Genomic DNA, 18,409 nt, shown 5'->3' with positions numbered 1-18,409 from the left:
ATGACAACTTCTACTCCGATAGTCACTGCTATGCAGGTTATCCCGGTTGCGGGCCATGACAGTATGCTGATGAACCTGAGTGGCGCACACTCACCATTTTTCACCCGCAACATTGTGATTATCAAAGATAACTCTGGCCATACGGGCGTGGGTGAAATCCCCGGTGGTGAAAAAATTCGCCAGACGCTGGAAGAGGCTGCCGCCCTGGTGATCGGTAAAACGCTGGGCGAATATAAAAACCTTCTCAACCTGGTGCGTGCCGAGTTTGCCGACCGTGATTCCGGTGGCCGTGGTTTACAGACTTTCGATTTGCGCACCACGATCCACGTTGTCACGGGTATTGAATCCGCCATGTTAGATTTGCTAGGCCAGCATCTGGGCGTGAATGTGGCGTCTTTATTGGGCGACGGGCAGCAGCGCAGCGAAGTTGAAATGCTCGGCTATTTGTTCTTCGTGGGTAATCGCAAACAAACTCCGTTGCCTTATCAAAGCCAGCCCGATGAGAAATGCGACTGGTATCGCATTCGCCATGATGAAGCCATGACACCGGATTCTGTCGTGCGCCTGGCTGAAGCCGCTTATGAGAAATATGGCTTCAACGATTTCAAACTCAAAGGCGGCGTATTAGCGGGCAGCGAAGAGGCCGAAGCGGTAACGGCGCTGGCAAAACGTTTCCCGCAGGCTCGTGTAACGCTTGACCCAAATGGTGCCTGGTCGCTCGATGAAGCGATTAGCATCGGTAAGCAATTGCGTGGTGTTCTGGCGTATGCGGAAGACCCGTGCGGCGCTGAACAGGGCTATTCTGGTCGTGAAATTATGGCGGAGTTCCGCCGTGCCACAGGCTTGCCGACCGCAACTAACATGATTGCAACCGACTGGCGTCAAATGGGCCACACGCTTTCTTTGCAATCAGTCGATATTCCTCTGGCTGACCCGCATTTCTGGACCATGCAAGGTTCGGTGCGCGTCGCGCAAATGTGCCATGAATTTGGCCTGACCTGGGGCTCGCACTCCAATAACCACTTCGATATTTCACTGGCGATGTTCACCCACGTGGCCGCAGCCGCGCCAGGCAAAGTCACCGCCATCGACACCCACTGGATCTGGCAGGAAGGCAACCAGCGCCTGACTAAACAACCTTTCGAAATCAAAGGCGGCATGGTGCAGGTTCCAACCACGCCAGGTCTGGGTGTTGAGCTGGATATGGATCAAGTGATGAAAGCGCATGAGCTTTATCAACAGCACGGGCTTGGCGCGCGCGATGACGCCATGGCGATGCAGTATCTGATTCCAGAATGGTCGTTCAATAATAAGCGCCCTTGCATGGTTCGTTAATTTACCCGTCATAATTGAAGCTGCATCTGTGTTGGCTGTGTTCGCTCACTTGCCACCTTGATGCAGCTGCAATTACTTAGGGTAAAATTCGCTCTCATATATCCCATCTTACATAGCGACGGACGGCATATGAAAATTGTCATCGCACCGGATTCTTATAAAGAAAGCCTCAGTGCTCTGGAGGTGGCGACACAGATTGAAGCCGGTTTTCGGGAAGTCTTTCCGAATGCTTGCTATGTAAAGGTGCCCGTTGCTGATGGAGGCGAGGGAACGGTAGAAGCGATGGTTGCGGCGACCGATGGCGAAGTCATTGAAGTGGAAGTCACCGGGCCGCTTGGCGCTCCTGTTCAGGCGTTTTACGGAATTTCGGGCGATCGGCAACGAGCCTTTATCGAAATGGCTGCCGCAAGTGGCCTTGAACAAGTGCCGACGGAACTGCGCAACCCGCTGAATACCACGTCATGGGGCACCGGCGAACTCATTCGCTGTGCGTTAGACCATGGTGTGCAAAGCATTCTCATCGGCATTGGTGGCAGTGCAACCAACGATGGCGGTATCGGCATGGTGCAGGCGCTCGGTGTGCGCTTGCTGGATAATGACGGTGAATCGTTAGGCCCAGGCGGTGGCGAAGTCGCCAGGCTGGCATCCATTGATATTTCAGGGCTTGATCAACGCCTGAAAGATTGCCGTATCGAAGTCGCGTGTGACGTGACTAATCTATTAACGGGTAAAGAAGGGGCATCGGCGGTCTTTGGGCCGCAAAAAGGGGCGACACCTGAAATGGTTCGCGAACTCGATAGCGCTCTGGAGCATTACGCCAGCATCATTTCCCGTGACCTCGACATCGACGTGCTGACGCTTTCTGGCGGCGGGGCTGCTGGTGGCATGGGTGCCGCACTGTATGCTTTTTGCGGTGCACAATTGCGCCAGGGTATTGAGATAGTCACCGAGGCGTTGAATCTCGATGAGCTAGTGCGTGATGCCGATCTGGTGATTACCGGAGAAGGGCGCATCGACAGCCAGTCTATCCACGGCAAAGTACCGATTGGTGTGGCAAAAGTGGCGAAGCGCTACAACATACCCGTCATTGGTATAGCCGGGAGCTTAACGGCGGATGTCGGCGTGGTGCACGGTCACGGCCTGGATGCCGTTTTTAGCGTGCTGTACAGCATCTGCACGTTAGAGGATGCGCTGGCGAATGCCGCAGAAAACTTGCGTATGGCGTCAAGGAATATCGCTGCCACTGTTGCGATAGGCGTTGGGTGTCGTTCGCACTAAGCCCTGGCAAAACAAACACTTGTGAAAATGCGGATGTCGGATTCGCGCAAGCGGCACCCGACATTCCGCACGCAACAATTAATTGAGCATCCGTTGCGCTTCTTTGGCGACATTGTTCATTTCATCGAGTAGCTCAAAGAGTTCCGGCTCCAGGTCTTCGGGCTTCACGCCACTACGCAACTCGTGCTCAAGCTGTCGGCATAAGTTTTTCAGCCGTGGAACACCGCTATAGCTGCAACTGCCGTGAAGTTTATGAATGATCTCGACCAGTTTTTCCGGGTTTTCCCCTACCAACTGTTGTTCAACCGTGTTGCGGACTTCAGGCAAGAACGCTAACAACATTTGCAGCATGTCGCGTGCCAGATCGGGTTTATTCGCTGCCTGTTGCAGCGCCAGCGCCCAGTCTATCGTCAGGTTGGGGTTACTGGCTTGCACAGTCGTTTCTACGCTTGCGGGAAGCGCTGGGGCGGTGATGGCACCAGGCTGATAGCGCATCAGTAAGCTGTAGAGTTTTTTCTCTTCAATCGGCTTCGCCAGATAGTCGTTCATACCGGCACTCAGCAGTTTCTCTTTTTGCCCGGCCATAGCATGTGCGGTTACCGCAATCACTGGTGTTTGCTGGTGGTGCGGCATTTGGCGAATTAACTCGCAGGCGCGGATACCGTCCATTTCTGGCATCTGAATATCCATCAGAATAATGTCTATCTGCATTTGCTTCGCGCGTTCAATGGCTTGCAGGCCACTGTCACACAGCTCGACATTCTGAACATGGTCTTCAAGCAACGCGCCAATCAGCTTAAGGTTGGCCGGGTTGTCATCAACCGCCATCACTGTCAGCGGTAGCTTCCGGTTTTCAATGCTGCTGACTGGCGTGGCACTGGCATCAAACGTATGCTCAGCAAGCAGAGGCAGCAGGCGAGTCGAGGTCACTGGCTTCAGAAGACAGGCGGTAACGCCTTGCTTTTTAAGTGACTCGGCATCGATTTGTGCATGGCTTGGCAACGCAAAAATCAGGCAGTCGGTCATGGTCGACGCTTTCGCAAACTTCGGATTTGAAAGCGTTAGCGTGTCGTGGAATGTGACGGGAATGCCAAGCAGCATAATGTCGTAATGCCCTTCAGCAAGGGTCATAAACGTTGGGCTGTAGACCACTTCAAGCGGCGTATTGGCCAGAATATTAAGCGTGCTTTGTGCGGCAGTGGCATTTTGTTCTACATAAGCAATGCGCTTGCCTGCCAGATTCTCGGTGGAATAACCATCCAGAACCGCGTTGGAATTGAGGTCTAAATTAATATAGAACCAGAAGGTCGAACCCTGGTTTGGCTGGCTATGGAACGAGATATCCCCGCCCATTTCGCTCACCAGTTTCTGCGTAATCACCAGCCCCAGCCCGGTGCCGCCGTGACGCCGTGAAATGCTGGCATCAGCCTGACGAAATGCCTGGAAGAGGCGCGACTGTTCCTGTTCCGGAATACCGATGCCGGTATCGTGAATCCGCATTTCAACCTGGACTTTATTATTCCCTTGCGAGCGTTTCTCAACCACCAGATCGATATTGCCGCTTTCGGTAAACTTAATCGCATTCCCCACCAGATTCGTCACCACCTGCTGCAAGCGCAGTGGGTCGCCAATCACGTTATCCGGCACATCGTTCTTGATGTTAAGCGTCAGTTCCAGACCTTTGTCGTGGGCCGAATGGGCAAGCAAGGTAACGACTTCATCAAGCGCATTACGCAGCGGGAAAGGAATGCTTTCCAGAATGAGTTTTCCGGCTTCCAGCTTCGAGAAGTCAAGCACGTCATTAATGATGGTCAGCAGGTTATTGGCCGAACGCTCAATGGTATGCAGGTGATCGCGCTGGGTGGCGTTCAAATCGGTTTTCAGCGTCAGACGGGTAAAGCCAATCACACCGTTCAACGGCGTGCGCAGTTCATGAGACATATTGGCCAGGAATTCAGACTTAATACGCGCGGCTTCCTGAGCGCGTTTCTTCGCCAGATCCAGTTCAACGTTCTGGATTTCCATCTGCTCGAGAGTTTCACGCAGGTCGGAAGTGGCCTGGTCAATATTGTGCTGCATCTCTTCATGATAAGCGGTGAGCGACATTGCCATCGAATTGATGCCGTTTTTCAGCATATCCAATTCGCCCAGCATAAAGCCTTCCACGCGGCTATCGAGTTGCCCTCGCCGGATACGGTCGACAGTGTTGACCATATTACGAATCGGGCCGGTCACATCGCGCATCAGGCGGTAGGCAAACAGCATCGCAATTCCCACGCAGAACAACATCATCAGCGTCGAAATAAAAATTTCCCGATACTGCTGCAAACGCACGGATTTCAGGTCGAGTTCGATGGCGACATAACCGAGCGTATTGCCCGCAGGTTTCGCATCAGTGACTTCTGATTCGTCCGGCGAGTAGCTTTCGGAAATAATCGGGGTGCGCAAAATAATCGAGTCCCCGAGCCGCGTGATGCTTAAACTGTGTGGAGGTTTTGCATTGTTCGGCAGCTTCAACGCTGAAGCATTGAGCTGATAATTCGAGGTGACAAACAGCTTGTTGTTTTGGTCAAAAACCGAAATCGCTCGCACAATATCTGAATGGCGGCGGTGCAGCACACTGACCAATTGGCTGATGGACTCACGGCTGTGAAAACTCATGCCGTACTCACTTGCGACCGCCAGCGGCTCGATAATATTGGCGCCAGAATCTTCTAACTGGCGCTGCAAGTCGTTGTAACGGTGGACGACAAAAAAGATGCTGAGCAATAAACCGATCATTAATGTCGGTGCCAGAATCAGGATCATCATGCGTGCACGCAGGCTGTAGTTGGTCATGGGGTTCCGATATGGGACAATTGAAGCAATAGTTAATATTTTAAGAGAGCACGACTGGCTCATGGCGCAATTCTACTCTGCAAAGCGACGGGTTACGACTCGTCAAATCATAACTGTGAACGTTAGTGACCTTGATCCATTTGGTCAGGGCGTTGCACGGCACAATGGTAAAGCACTTTTTATCCAGGGCGCACTGCCTGGAGAGCGAGTCGATGTCACCATTACCGATGACAAACGTAACTTTTCCCAGGCTAAAGTTAAGCGGCGTTTAAATGATAGCCCGCAACGCGTTACGCCGCGCTGCCCACATTTTGGTGTCTGCGGCGGTTGCCAGCAGCAACATGCCAGCATCGAATTACAGCAGCAAGCAAAATCCCGGGCGCTTGCGCGCATGATGGGGTCGCGTGAAACCCCGGCTGAGGTGCAGGAAATAATCTCAGGGTCGCCATGGGGTTATCGTCGACGCGCCCGGCTTGGGTTGAATTACCACGCCAAAACGCAAACCTTACAGATGGGTTTCCGTAAATCTCAGGACAACGAACTGGTGAATATTCACCAGTGCCCGGTTCTGGTGCCCCAGCTTGAAGCATTACTGGAACCGTTGCGCGAATGCTTGTCCGGATTAAAAGCGGTTCGGCGTTTAGGGCATGTTGAATTGGTCTGTGCCGATAATGGCCCGCTCATGGTTTTGCGCCATTTAGATGCGCTCCATGATACCGATCGGCAAAAACTGGAACGCTTTTCGCATTCTTTTGGCGTCGCGCTGTTTTTAGCCCCTGACAGTGAGACACTGACTGCTGTGGGTGAGGATGAGCCCTGCTATCACTCTGACGGGCTACGCTTAATGTTCAGCCCGCGCGATTTCATCCAAGTGAATGATGCGGTCAATCAGCAGATGGTTGCGCGTGCCATCGAATGGCTGGATGTACAGCCAACCGACCGCGTGCTGGATCTGTTCTGTGGAATGGGTAATTTTACCTTACCGCTCGCATTACGTGCCGAAAGTGTTGTTGGGGTGGAAGGCGTTGCTGCACTGGTGGCGAAAGGTGAATATAATGCGCGACATAATTCACTGAAAAATGTCACATTCTTTCATGAAAACCTGGAAGATGATGTCACGCGCCAGCCTTGGGCTGCTCAGGGTTTTGACAAGATATTGCTCGACCCCGCACGAGCGGGAGCACCGGGCGTCATGCAGCATGTGATTTCACTTGCTCCTTCACGAGTGGTCTATGTTTCATGTAATCCGACAACACTTGCCCGCGATAGCGAAGCATTGTTGGCGGCAGGTTACCAAATTAGGCGGCTAGCAATGCTCGATATGTTTCCCCACACTGGGCACCTGGAGTCTATGGCGCTATTTGAGCGTATTTAAGCGGTTAATCAAGTCGAGTGAATTGATTCATACCTGAAAGATTTCAAGGTGAAAGAGTGAGGATAAGCCACTTACAGCTCGAAAGATGAAGGGTAGACACAGGAGAGGACAATGGTTGCGGTAAGAAGTGCACATCTCAATAAAGCTGGCGAATTTGCGCCCGACAGATGGATTGCGAGCCTCGGGATCACCAACCAGCTGTCATGTGAACGCTTAGCCGAAACCTGGCGGTATTGCGAGCAACAGACCAAAGGCCATCCGAATGCGGAGCTGCTGCTGTGGCGCGGCGTCGAGATGGTGGAAATCCTGTCGATGCTGAGCATGGACAACGACACGCTGCGAGCCGCACTGCTGTTCCCTCTTGCCGATGCGGGCGTGGTCACCGAAGAGGTGATGCGCGAAAGCATTGATAATCAGGTTGTGACGCTCATACACGGTGTGCGCGACATGGCCGCAATTCGCCAGTTGAAAGCCGCTCATACCGATTCAGTTTCTGCTGAACAGGTCGATAACGTTCGCCGCATGCTGCTGGCGATGGTGGACGATTTCCGCTGTGTGGTCATTAAACTGGCGGAGCGAATTGCTCATCTGCGTGAAGTTAAAGATTCACCGGAAGACGAACGCGTTCTGGCGGCAAAAGAGTGCACCAATATTTATGCGCCGCTCGCTAACCGCCTCGGCATTGGTCAGCTGAAATGGGAGCTGGAAGACTACTGTTTCCGCTACCTGCATCCCGATGAATACAAACGTATCGCGAAATTGCTGCACGAGCGCCGTATCGACCGTGAGCATTACATAGACGAGTTCGTCAGCGCGCTGCGTAAGTCGATGAAAGAAGAAGGCGTTAAGGCTGAAGTGTATGGCCGCCCTAAACACATCTACAGCATCTGGCGCAAGATGCAGAAGAAATCCCTTGCCTTTGATGAGCTTTTTGATGTGCGCGCTGTGCGCGTGGTGGCTGAACGTTTACAGGACTGCTACGCCGCTCTTGGCATTGTACACACCCATTATCGTCATATGCCTGACGAGTTCGATGACTATGTTGCCAACCCGAAACCTAACGGTTATCAGTCGATTCATACCGTGGTGTTGGGGCCAAACGGCAAAACCATTGAAATCCAGATCCGCACCAAGCAGATGCATGAAGACTCGGAACTCGGGGTCGCTGCCCACTGGAAGTACAAAGAGGGCAATGCCAAAAGCGGCAGTTCAGGCCATGAAGATCGCATTGCGTGGCTGCGTAAACTGATAGCCTGGCAAGAAGAAATGGCGGATTCCGGCGAACTGCTCGATGAAGTGCGCAGCCAGGTATTTGACGACCGTGTATATGTGTTTACGCCAAAAGGCGATGTGGTTGACTTACCGGCAGGTTCCACGCCGCTTGATTTTGCTTACCATATTCACAGCGATGTGGGGCACCGTTGTATCGGTGCGAAAATCGGCGGGCGCATTGTGCCGTTTACCTACCAGTTGCAGATGGGCGACCAAATTGAAGTTATCACCCAGAAACAGCCTAACCCAAGCCGTGATTGGTTGAACCCAAACCTGGGCTACATCACCACCAGCCGCGGGCGGGCGAAAATCCACAACTGGTTCCGTAAACAAGATCGCGACAAAAATATTCTCGCTGGGCGGCAGATCCTTGATGATGAAATTGAACATCTGGGTATCAGCCTGAAAGAGGCCGAGAAATCATTACTACCACGTTATAACTTCAACGATATCGAAGAGTTACTGGCGGCAATTGGTGGCGGTGATATTCGTCTTAATCAGATGAGTAACTACTTGCAAGCGCAGTTTAACAAACCGACTGCGGCAGAGCAGGACGAGCAAGCGCTACGCCAGCTGAAGCAGAAAACGCACACGCCGCAATCACGCAGTAAAGATAATGGCCGCGTAGTCGTTGAAGGTGTTGGCAATCTGATGCACCACATTGCGCGTTGCTGCCAGCCGATTCCAGGCGATGAAATCGTCGGTTTTATCACCCAAGGCCGCGGTATTTCAATTCACCGCGCAGACTGCGACCAGCTTGCGGAACTGCAATCTCACGCGCCAGAACGCATCGTGGATGCCGTGTGGGGTGAAAGTTACTCGAGCGGTTATTCGCTGGTGGTACGCGTTACCGCCAACGATCGCAGTGGGCTGCTGCGCGATATCACCACCATTCTGGCCAATGAGAAGGTGAACGTTCTGGGTGTGGCTAGCCGTAGTGACACCAAACAGCAACTGGCGACCATCGATATGAATATCGAGATCTACAACCTGCAAGTGTTGGGCCGGGTATTAGGCAAACTGAACCAGGTGCCGGATATTATCGACGCGAAGCGCTTGCACGGTTAGACGTTTGTGACAAAAGGGTGGGAGCAATCCCGCCTTTAAATTTTGTATTGCAAGGAATTGAAATGAACCAAATCGATCGCCTTCTGGGCATCATGAAGCGCTTGCGCGACCCGGAAACGGGTTGTCCATGGGACAAAGAGCAAACCTTCGCCACCATCGCGCCCTATACGCTCGAAGAAACCTACGAAGTGCTCGATGCCATCAACCGCGAAGATTTTGATGATTTGCGCGGTGAGCTGGGTGACTTGCTGTTCCAGGTCGTCTTTTACGCACAAATGGCGCAGGAAGAAGGGCGCTTTAATTTCGACGATATCTGTAAAGCCATCAGCGATAAACTCGAACGCCGTCACCCGCATATTTTTGCCGACGGTACCGCAGGAAACAGCACCGAAGTGCTGGAGCGTTGGGAGCAAATCAAGAGCGATGAACGTGCTGAAAAAGCCCAACATTCCGCACTCGATGATATTCCTCACGCGCTGCCTGCGTTAATGCGTGCACATAAAATCCAGAAACGTTGTTCAACGGTCGGTTTCGACTGGACCACGCTTGGCCCGGTTTTAGACAAAGTCTATGAAGAGATCGACGAAGTGATGTTTGAAGCTAAACAGGTCGTCGTTGATGAAGCCAAACTGGAAGAAGAGGTCGGTGATTTATTGTTCGCCACCGTCAATCTTGCACGCCATTTAGGGACCAAAGCCGAGACAGCTTTACAGAAAGCCAATATCAAATTTGAGCGCCGTTTCCGCCAGGTGGAAGAGATTATTGCCGCCAGAGGCCTGACAATGACCGGCGTTGACCTGGAAATCATGGAAGATGTCTGGCAAGAAGTTAAACGCCAGGAAACTGATATCTAACGCGTTTTTGTGGTCAAGCGCATCTTATGGCAATTTCGATTTAACAAGCTCTTGATTTGAGTCAAAAACATTTCTACCAGACGGGCTATTTTCAGTGCCCTGACAAAGTGCGAGGTCAGGGCTTTGCAGACGGAATGAAAGTTTGTGGCGCCGATACTGTTCGGGTATACTACTTTCCCGTCCTGGTACTCCCATCGTCTTTAAACCTAACTTCTCAGGTTCAGCATGACAACGAACTATATTTTTGTGACCGGCGGGGTCGTTTCCTCTCTGGGTAAAGGCATTGCCGCAGCCTCCCTCGCAGCTATTCTCGAAGCCCGTGGCCTCAACGTATCCATCATGAAACTCGATCCGTACATCAACGTCGATCCGGGTACCATGAGCCCTATTCAACATGGGGAAGTGTTCGTTACAGAAGACGGCGCTGAAACCGACCTGGATTTAGGTCACTACGAGCGTTTCATTCGCAACAAAATGACACGTCGTAACAACTTTACCACTGGTCGTATTTACTCAGACGTTCTGCGTAAAGAACGCCGTGGCGACTATCTGGGCGCGACAGTCCAGGTTATTCCACACATCACTAACGCTATCAAAGAACGCATCCTTGAAGGTGGCGAAGGTTATGATGTTGTGCTGGTTGAAATCGGCGGTACTGTAGGCGATATCGAATCCCTGCCGTTCCTCGAAGCGATTCGCCAGATGGCGGTAGAAGTGGGTCGTGAGCACACGCTGTATATGCACCTGACTCTGGTGCCATACATGGCTGCTGCCGGTGAAGTGAAAACCAAACCGACTCAACACTCCGTAAAAGAACTGCTTTCTATCGGTATTCAGCCAGATGTGCTGATTTGCCGTTCAGACCGCGTCGTTCCGGCTAACGAACGTGCAAAAATTGCATTGTTCTGTAACGTGCCGGAGAAAGCGGTTATTTCTCTAAAAGACGTTGATTCCATCTATAAAATTCCAGGCCTGTTGAAATCACAGGGGCTGGACGATTATATTTGTAAACGATTCAGCTTGAACGTTCCTGAAGCTAACTTGTCCGAATGGGAACAAGTTATTTATGAAGAAGCGAATCCGACAAGCGAAGTCACGATTGGTATGGTCGGCAAGTACATTGAACTGCCAGATGCCTACAAATCTGTGATTGAAGCGTTGAAACACGGTGGTCTGAAAAATCGTCTGACCGTTAACATCAAGCTGATTGATTCGCAGGATGTTGAAACTCGCGGCGCTGAAGAAGTGCTTAAGGGATTGGATGCTATCCTTATCCCTGGCGGTTTCGGTTACCGTGGTGTGGAAGGCAAAATCGCCACCGCGCGCTATGCTCGTGAGCAGAACATTCCATATCTCGGCATTTGCTTAGGTATGCAGGTTGCGCTGATCGAGTTCGCACGAAACGTTGCAGGCATGGCTAACGCCAACTCAACTGAATTTGTGCCAGACTGTAAATACCCGGTGGTCGCCTTAATCACCGAGTGGCGTGACGAAGAAGGTAACGTTGAAGTTCGTACTGAAAAGAGCGACTTGGGCGGCACCATGCGTCTTGGTGGCCAGCAGTGTCAGTTGACCGATGGTAGTCTGGTACGTCAGATGTACGGTGAACCGACAATTACTGAGCGCCATCGCCATCGTTATGAAGTCAACAACATGTTGTTGCAGCAAATTGAAACAGCAGGTCTGCGCGTTGCGGGCCGTTCCGGTGATGATCAACTGGTTGAAATCATCGAAGTGCCAAACCACCCGTGGTTTGTTGCTTGCCAGTTCCACCCGGAATTTACTTCTACTCCGCGTGATGGGCACCCACTGTTTGCAGGCTTTGTGAAAGCTGCCGGTGAGTACCAGAAGCGTCAGGCGAAGTAATAGATAGTTAGAACGACAACGCGCGAATGTTTCGCGCGTTGTTTGTCTGGAGTTTTAGTTTAACTTGTACTGAGGAAAATCTAATGTCCAAAATCGTTAAAGTCATCGGTCGTGAAATCATCGACTCCCGTGGTAACCCGACTGTTGAAGCTGAAGTTCATCTGGAAGGCGGTTTCGTAGGTATGGCTGCTGCACCATCAGGTGCTTCAACTGGTTCCCGCGAAGCGCTGGAACTGCGCGATGGCGACAAATCTCGCTTCCTGGGCAAAGGCGTTCTGAAAGCCGTTGCTGCAGTTAACGGCCCGATCGCTGCGGCTGTAACTGGTAAAGATGCGAAAGACCAGGCTAACATCGATAAGATCATGATCGACCTGGACGGTACCGAAAACAAATCCAACTTCGGCGCTAACGCAATCCTGGCTGTTTCCCTTGCTGCTGCTAAAGCTGCTGCTGCCTCTAAAGGCCTGCCGCTGTATGCACACATCGCTGAACTGAACGGCACCCCAGGCAAATTCTCTATGCCTCTGCCAATGATGAACATCATCAACGGTGGCGAGCACGCTGATAACAACGTTGATATCCAAGAGTTCATGATTCAACCAGTTGGCGCGAAAACTCTGAAAGAAGCCATCCGTATGGGTTCTGAAGTTTTCCACACTCTGGCTAAAGTTCTGAAATCTAAAGGTATGGGTACTGCTGTTGGTGACGAAGGTGGCTATGCGCCAAACCTGGGTTCCAACGCTGAAGCACTGGCTGTAATCGCTGAAGCGGTTAAAGCTGCAGGCTACGAGCTGGGTAAAGACGTTACTCTGGCTATGGACTGTGCTGCTTCTGAATTCTACAAAGACGGTAAATACGTTCTGGCTGGCGAAGGCAACAAAGCTTTCACCTCTGAAGAATTCACCCACTTCCTGGAAGACCTGACTAAACAGTACCCAATCGTTTCTATCGAAGACGGTCTGGACGAGTCTGATTGGGATGGTTTCGCATACCAGACTAAAGTTATGGGCGACAAACTTCAGCTGGTTGGTGACGACCTATTCGTGACTAACACCAAAATCCTGAAAAGAGGTATCGACAACGGTATCGCTAACTCCATTCTGATCAAATTCAACCAGATCGGTTCTCTGACCGAAACTCTGGCTGCGATCAAAATGGCGAAAGATGCTGGCTACACTGCAGTTATCTCTCACCGTTCAGGCGAAACTGAAGACGCTACCATCGCTGACCTGGCTGTTGGTACTGCTGCAGGCCAGATCAAAACTGGTTCTATGAGCCGTTCTGACCGTGTTGCTAAGTACAACCAGCTGATTCGTATCGAAGAAGCTCTGGCTGCTGCGGGCACACCAGCTCCGTTCAACGGTCTGAAAGAAGTTAAAGGCCAGTAATTCGTTACTGCTTTAAATTCTGATTAAAAAACCCGCTTCGGCGGGTTTTTTTGTGCCCTTTTTTCGCCAAACCTGAGCCACCCTCGCATAAACCGGGAATGCAGTTTGCGGTTGCCTGTGCTCTCGACCAGGATTAGTGGGTTATTTCACTCACAGGTCAGGAGACCGCCATGAAAGCTGCAGTTGTTAACAAAGACCACTCTGTCGGCATCATAGATAAACCCGTTCGTGCCTTGAAACACGGCGAGGCATTACTGACGATGGAGTGTTGTGGTGTTTGCCACACCGATTTGCATGTGAAAAACGGAGACTTTGGTGATGTAACTGGCATTACGCTGGGTCATGAAGGTATCGGGGTGGTGAAGTCTATCGGCCCTGGCGTGACTTCGCTGAAAATCGGGGACCGTGCAAGTGTCGCCTGGTTCTTCCGTGGATGCGGAAATTGTGAATATTGTAATACCGGTAACGAAACACTGTGTCGTAGCGTAACGAATGCGGGATATACCGCTGACGGCGGTATGGCTGAAGAATGCATTGTGGTTGCCGATTACGCAGTAAAAGTCCCTGACGGCCTGGAATCAGCCGCAGCCAGTAGCGTAACCTGCGCGGGCGTCACCACTTACAAAGCGGTGAAAGTTTCCCATATTCAGCCTGGTCAGTGGATTGCGATTTACGGCCTGGGTGGCCTTGGCAACCTCGCGCTGCAATATGCGAAGAACGTCTTTAATGCCAAAGTTATCGCAATCGACGTCAACGATGCACAACTGGATTTCGCGAAAGAGTGCGGAGCAGATTTAGTCATTAACTCGCGCAATGAAGATGCGGCAAAAGTTATCCAGGAGAAAGTGGGCGGCGCTCATGCGGCTGTAGTCACTGCTGTTGCAAAAGCGGCATTTAACTCCGCAGTCGATGCCGTTCGTGCTGGCGCGCGTATTGTTGCCGTTGGCCTGCCTTCTGAGTCTATGAGCCTGAACATTCCTCGCCTGGTGCTCGATGGCATCGAAGTTGTTGGTTCGTTAGTCGGCACTCGCATGGACCTGACTGAAGCCTTCCAGTTTGCTGCCGAAGGCAAAGTGGTGCCTAAAGTCACCATGCGCCCACTTGAAGATATCAATGCAATTTTCAAGGAAATGGAAGAGGGTAAAATCAAAGGCCGCATGGTGATTGATTTTAAAACGAAGAAGTAAGTGTTGCCGGGTAAACTGAATATGGCCGGGTTTTCCCGGCCATTTAATTTAAAGCGACTGAATCACGCGTTTAAGCAGGCGGATCCTTGGCTCAATGCTGTCTATTTCGAGATACTCTGACGGGCTGTGGAAACCAGCACCAATCGGGCCAAAACCGTCCAGTGAAGGAATGCCCAACGCCGCAGTATGGTTAGCATCAGAACCACCGCCGACGGACTTCCAGCGTACATCGATGCCTTCCACTTCACCGGCCTGCTCAACAATCTTCATCAGCTTTTCGGTATCTTCACCCGGAGACATCGCCGGTTTTTGCGCTTGTTGCTGAACAACTGTTTTCACATCACGCTCGAACTCACGCTGGTTGTATGCCTGGATTGCTGCATGCACACGCGCATACTCATTGTTATCCTGGAAGCGGACATCGACGAGCATTTCCGCATGATCGGGCACAATATTCGCCACTGTGCCGCCGGAAACCACACCCGTGTTTATTGTGGTTCCCTTAGCGATATCAGCCAGATCACTAATTTCCAGAACGGCACGCGCCATCGCTTTTATCGCCGAACGACCTGATTCCGGGTCATTTCCGGCATGAGCCGCAACGCCCTTAAACGCCAGTTTGTATCCGGCAATGCCTTTGCGCGCTTTAACTAAAGAACCGTCAGCCCTTGCGGCTTCGCACACCAATACGCAGCGGCTGCGTTTTGCCAGTTCGCCAATCCAGTGATGAGAATGCACTGAGCCGGTTTCTTCATCTGGGTTCATGGCCACGCCAATTGATAGGCGCTCAAGGGTGGCTTTGTCCATCTCGCGCAGTGCCCAGAGAATATTCAGCAACCCGCTTTTCATATCCGAAACACCAGGGCCGTATGCACGGTTTCCTTCAATGCGGAACGGGCGTTCTGCGACGGTGCCAGCCGGGAAGACGGTATCCATATGCCCGACGAGTAACACGTCATAACGTTCAGCATCGGTTTTGTTGGTTGCAAGCAAACCAGGCCCGACTTTTTCACCGAGAGAGATTCGGTCGCACTGCCAGTTTTGGCTCTGATACCACTGCTGAAAAATGCGGCTGACTTCTTCCACGCCATCAATAGTTGCCGTTCCACAGTCGATATTAACGACCTTTTTAAGTTCCTGAAGATACTGTTTTAAATCCATCGGTTACTCCAAAATCATAAGTCGCATAATTAGCATGGCGCCAAAAGCATTCAGCACCGAAATTGCGATCATTAAGGGGATACGTTTAGCCGGGATGCCAACCACGCCAAGGATGCGGCCAGCGTATTGAACCTGCGAGCCCATCAGATAAATGGCAGGGGCGAGAATGGCCAGATGTGCACCAGTGAGAATACCTTTTTCAAACAAAGTGATAGCCACGCCAATGGCACCGCCCATCGACATCCAGCCACCGATGAGCACAGCTGCTGCTTCACCTGGCAGACCAAAGATTTTCATCAGAGGCCCGAACAACCAGGCCAGGCCGTTTAGCGCACCGGTTATCTGTAGTGCATAAATAATAATGAAAGCCATCAGTACGTTAGGCAGCGTACTGGTGGTTGCGATATTCCAGCCTTTACGGGCGCCTGCGACGAACACATCGGTGATCATCGGTTTGGTGGTGGTATCAGCCATGTTGCACCTCCACGCTTTGCTTACGCTCGGTAACGTTCAGAACCAGGCGTATCACGTTCGCCCCAACAATTTTCATGATAAACATCACGGCGACACACAGACCGATTGAGGCAGGAACGGCACTCGTTCCGTCAATGGCAACCAGGGTAAATAGCACCGCACCGGAGGAGAAAAAGTTAGTGATCATGGCGCCCGCGGAAAACTGAAACATGGTAAATATGGTTTTTTCTTTCTCGGTAATTTGCCCTTCGTCGGCCAATACGCGCGTCAAAGATGCGCCGACATCGGTACTTTGCAGGCTGCCAATTAACGCAAGACCCGTTGAACCAGGAATACCAAGAAGAGGGCGTAACAGAGGGGTTAGGATCTTACGCGCGGCGTTAAGCGCGCCGTAATGTTCCAGTACGTTGATCATTCCCAGAGCAAACATGACGGCCGGGATCAGGCCAAAGGCGAACAGGAAACCGTCCATTGCACCATGCCCACCCTTTCCGCGAAAAGCACTTTTGGCGGCGTCAACGGTATCGCCAGAAAGATTGACATCGGTGACAACTTTGCCAAATGCGCCGTTTAGCGTGGTGAAGTCGAACACGCCGTACCACTCTTTGCCTCCCAGCAGGCCAGAAAAGAACACCATCGCAAACAGCAACGCGATATAAGCACCAGGTCCGACGCGTTGGTTCTCTGCATGAACTGAGTTTTCCATACATCACTTCCTTATGTTATTGATTTGGGTAATGCAGGAGTGATGCTAAAAGCGTCTGGCGAAGGGGAACATGACGATGATCAAGCCGTGCGGCATACAGACAAAGCAAGGATGATTGTTGTGATGATAAGCACAATAACCTTGTTTTATTAATGGTTATCGCCGTCATGTTTCGAGTTGCTGGTGCGCTGTCTGCTGGCGCTCACCCACTGCAACTCGAATTATTTGGGGTAGATCAGGCCGGTATTCTGGAACATATGCAGCCGCAGCCGCGTTACGCATGATCTCAACCGTTACTTCTGCGATAATCACTCTTTACGCTTATTATTTGAGAAGACTATGCAGTATCCGATTAACGAGATGTTCCAGACCCTGCAAGGGGAGGGCTATTTTACTGGTGTGCCCGCCATTTTTATTCGCCTGCAAGGCTGCCCGGTGGGCTGCGCGTGGTGCGATACCAAACACACCTGGGATAAACTCGCGGATCGTGAAGTCTCACTGTTCAGCATTCTGGCTAAAACCAAAGAAAGCGATAAATGGGGTTCCGCCAGCGCCGAAGACCTGCTGGCTATTTTCCAGCGCCAGGATTACACCGCACGCCATGTGGTGATTACCGGGGGTGAACCCTGTATTCACGATCTCACACCGTTAACCTCGCTGTTTGAGCACCACGGCTATAGCTGCCAGATTGAAACCAGCGGCACGCACGAAGTGCGCTGCACCGCGGGAACCTGGGTTACCGTTTCGCCTAAAGTGAATATGCGCGGGGGTTATGATGTGTTATCTCAGGCGTTAGAACGTGCCGATGAGATTAAACACCCGGTCGGTCGTATGCGTGATATTGAAGCGCTGGACGAACTGCTGGCAACGTTGATGGATGATAAAAAGCGCATTATCGCGCTACAGCCCATCAGCCAGAAAGAAGATGCGACGCGCCTGTGCATTGAAACGTGCATTGGCCGCAACTGGCGGCTTTCGATGCAGACACATAAATATTTGAACATCGCTTAAAACTAGAAAGGCACCCTTGGGTGCCTTTCTTTTATCCCTTATACACACAACCGGCGGTACAGGTTTCTTTTACCATCACTGAACTGAGCAGTGGCACAATCGGCTTCATCTCATCCCAAATCCATTTTGCCAGCACTTCGCTGGTTGGGTTCTCAAGCCCAGGAATATCATTCAGATAATAATGATCCAGTCTGTCATAAGTCGGTTTAAACGCCGCCTTCAGCTCAGAAAAATCCATGATCCAGCCGGTATAAGGATCAACCTCGCCGGTGATTTCCAGACGCACCATAAAGGAGTGGCCATGCAGGCGACCGCACTTGTGGCCTTCTGGCACATGCGGCAGGTGGTGAGCGGCTTCGAAGGTAAAATCTTTAAACAGAGTGGTGGTCATTATTACTATCTCAATAGGACGAAAAACCGCCGCATAGTACCGGAATCCACTATTTTAAGCATTAACTAAAACTATCATCATTGGCTAAAGCTTCGTTTTAGCCATGTTTGCTAATTTAAGTTGATATAAATCAAAGGATTAATTAACCACTTTTAACGTTATGGATTACCCGTAAAAGCGGTTAGTCATTTTGGTTATTTGATAT

At 51.4% G+C, this 18,409-nt stretch carries 14 protein-coding genes; 9 read left to right on the top strand and 5 right to left on the bottom strand.

From position 1 onward, the window contains the following. Complete coding sequence (gene gudD, locus M975_RS14610; protein WP_064560571.1) at positions 1–1,335, top strand: glucarate dehydratase; 1,335 nt, start codon at positions 1–3, stop codon at positions 1,333–1,335. A 129-nt stretch (positions 1,336–1,464) separates the two neighbouring features. Continuing rightward, a complete protein-coding gene (locus M975_RS14605; protein ID WP_064560569.1) occupies positions 1,465–2,613 on the top strand; it encodes a glycerate kinase in 1,149 nt (382 codons plus the stop codon). Between the two features lie 78 nt (positions 2,614–2,691). Here M975_RS14605 and barA read toward each other — a convergent pair whose 3' ends face one another. Then, a complete protein-coding gene (gene barA / locus M975_RS14600; protein ID WP_064560567.1) occupies positions 2,692–5,451 on the bottom strand; it encodes a two-component sensor histidine kinase BarA in 2,760 nt (919 codons plus the stop codon). Positions 5,452–5,512: 61 nt separating this feature from the next. Here barA and rlmD point away from each other — a divergent pair, with 61 nt between their 5' ends. The 6 genes from rlmD to adhP all read left to right on the top strand — a co-directional run bounded on the left by rlmD (position 5,513) and on the right by adhP (position 14,461). Next, positions 5,513–6,826, top strand: coding sequence for a 23S rRNA (uracil(1939)-C(5))-methyltransferase RlmD (gene rlmD / locus M975_RS14595; RefSeq protein ID WP_064560622.1), 1,314 nt, complete (start codon positions 5,513–5,515; stop codon positions 6,824–6,826). 111 nt (positions 6,827–6,937) lie between these two features. After that, positions 6,938–9,166: a GTP diphosphokinase gene (gene relA / locus M975_RS14590; RefSeq protein ID WP_064560565.1), complete on the top strand. Its 2,229-nt coding sequence runs from the start codon at positions 6,938–6,940 to the stop codon at positions 9,164–9,166. Positions 9,167–9,228: 62 nt separating this feature from the next. Continuing rightward, positions 9,229–10,020 (top strand): nucleoside triphosphate pyrophosphohydrolase, encoded by a 792-nt coding sequence (mazG, locus tag M975_RS14585; RefSeq protein WP_064560563.1) that lies wholly within the window; start codon positions 9,229–9,231, stop codon positions 10,018–10,020. Positions 10,021–10,245: 225 nt separating this feature from the next. Next, positions 10,246–11,886, top strand: coding sequence for a glutamine hydrolyzing CTP synthase (pyrG, locus tag M975_RS14580; protein WP_064560561.1), 1,641 nt, complete (start codon positions 10,246–10,248; stop codon positions 11,884–11,886). Positions 11,887–11,969: 83 nt separating this feature from the next. After that, positions 11,970–13,274, top strand: coding sequence for a phosphopyruvate hydratase (eno, locus tag M975_RS14575; RefSeq protein WP_064560559.1), 1,305 nt, complete (start codon positions 11,970–11,972; stop codon positions 13,272–13,274). Between the two features lie 170 nt (positions 13,275–13,444). Beyond that, positions 13,445–14,461 (top strand): alcohol dehydrogenase AdhP, encoded by a 1,017-nt coding sequence (adhP, locus tag M975_RS14570; RefSeq protein ID WP_064560557.1) that lies wholly within the window; start codon positions 13,445–13,447, stop codon positions 14,459–14,461. Between the two features lie 48 nt (positions 14,462–14,509). On the opposite strand, the gene M975_RS14565 is transcribed toward adhP, so the two are convergent. The 3 genes from M975_RS14565 to M975_RS14555 are packed head-to-tail and all read right to left on the bottom strand — an operon-like array spanning position 14,510 to position 16,802. Next, positions 14,510–15,622: a M20 family metallopeptidase gene (locus M975_RS14565; protein WP_064560554.1), complete on the bottom strand. Its 1,113-nt coding sequence runs from the start codon at positions 15,620–15,622 to the stop codon at positions 14,510–14,512. A 3-nt stretch (positions 15,623–15,625) separates the two neighbouring features. After that, complete coding sequence (locus M975_RS14560; RefSeq protein ID WP_064560552.1) at positions 15,626–16,096, bottom strand: YjiG family protein; 471 nt, start codon at positions 16,094–16,096, stop codon at positions 15,626–15,628. Further along, the gene (locus tag M975_RS14555) at positions 16,089–16,802 is read right to left on the bottom strand and encodes a nucleoside recognition domain-containing protein (protein ID WP_064560550.1); all 714 of its coding nucleotides are present in this window, start codon (positions 16,800–16,802) and stop codon (positions 16,089–16,091) included. The genes M975_RS14560 and M975_RS14555 overlap by 8 nt, the downstream gene beginning before the upstream one ends. A 339-nt stretch (positions 16,803–17,141) precedes the next feature. Between M975_RS14555 and queE the strand changes: the two genes are divergently transcribed. Beyond that, positions 17,142–17,813, top strand: coding sequence for a 7-carboxy-7-deazaguanine synthase QueE (gene queE, locus M975_RS14550; protein ID WP_064560548.1), 672 nt, complete (start codon positions 17,142–17,144; stop codon positions 17,811–17,813). Positions 17,814–17,844: 31 nt separating this feature from the next. Here queE and queD read toward each other — a convergent pair whose 3' ends face one another. Further along, entirely contained in the window at positions 17,845–18,207 is a 363-nt protein-coding gene (queD, locus tag M975_RS14545; protein ID WP_208326137.1) for a 6-carboxytetrahydropterin synthase QueD, read from the bottom strand. Between the last annotated feature and the right edge of the window lie 202 nt (positions 18,208–18,409).

The organism is Buttiauxella brennerae ATCC 51605 (assembly GCF_001654925.1).
Lineage (GTDB): Bacteria > Pseudomonadota > Gammaproteobacteria > Enterobacterales > Enterobacteriaceae > Buttiauxella > Buttiauxella brennerae.
The sequence above is the reverse complement of the archived record's forward strand: the minus strand, read 5'-3'. Positions and strand labels throughout refer to the sequence as shown.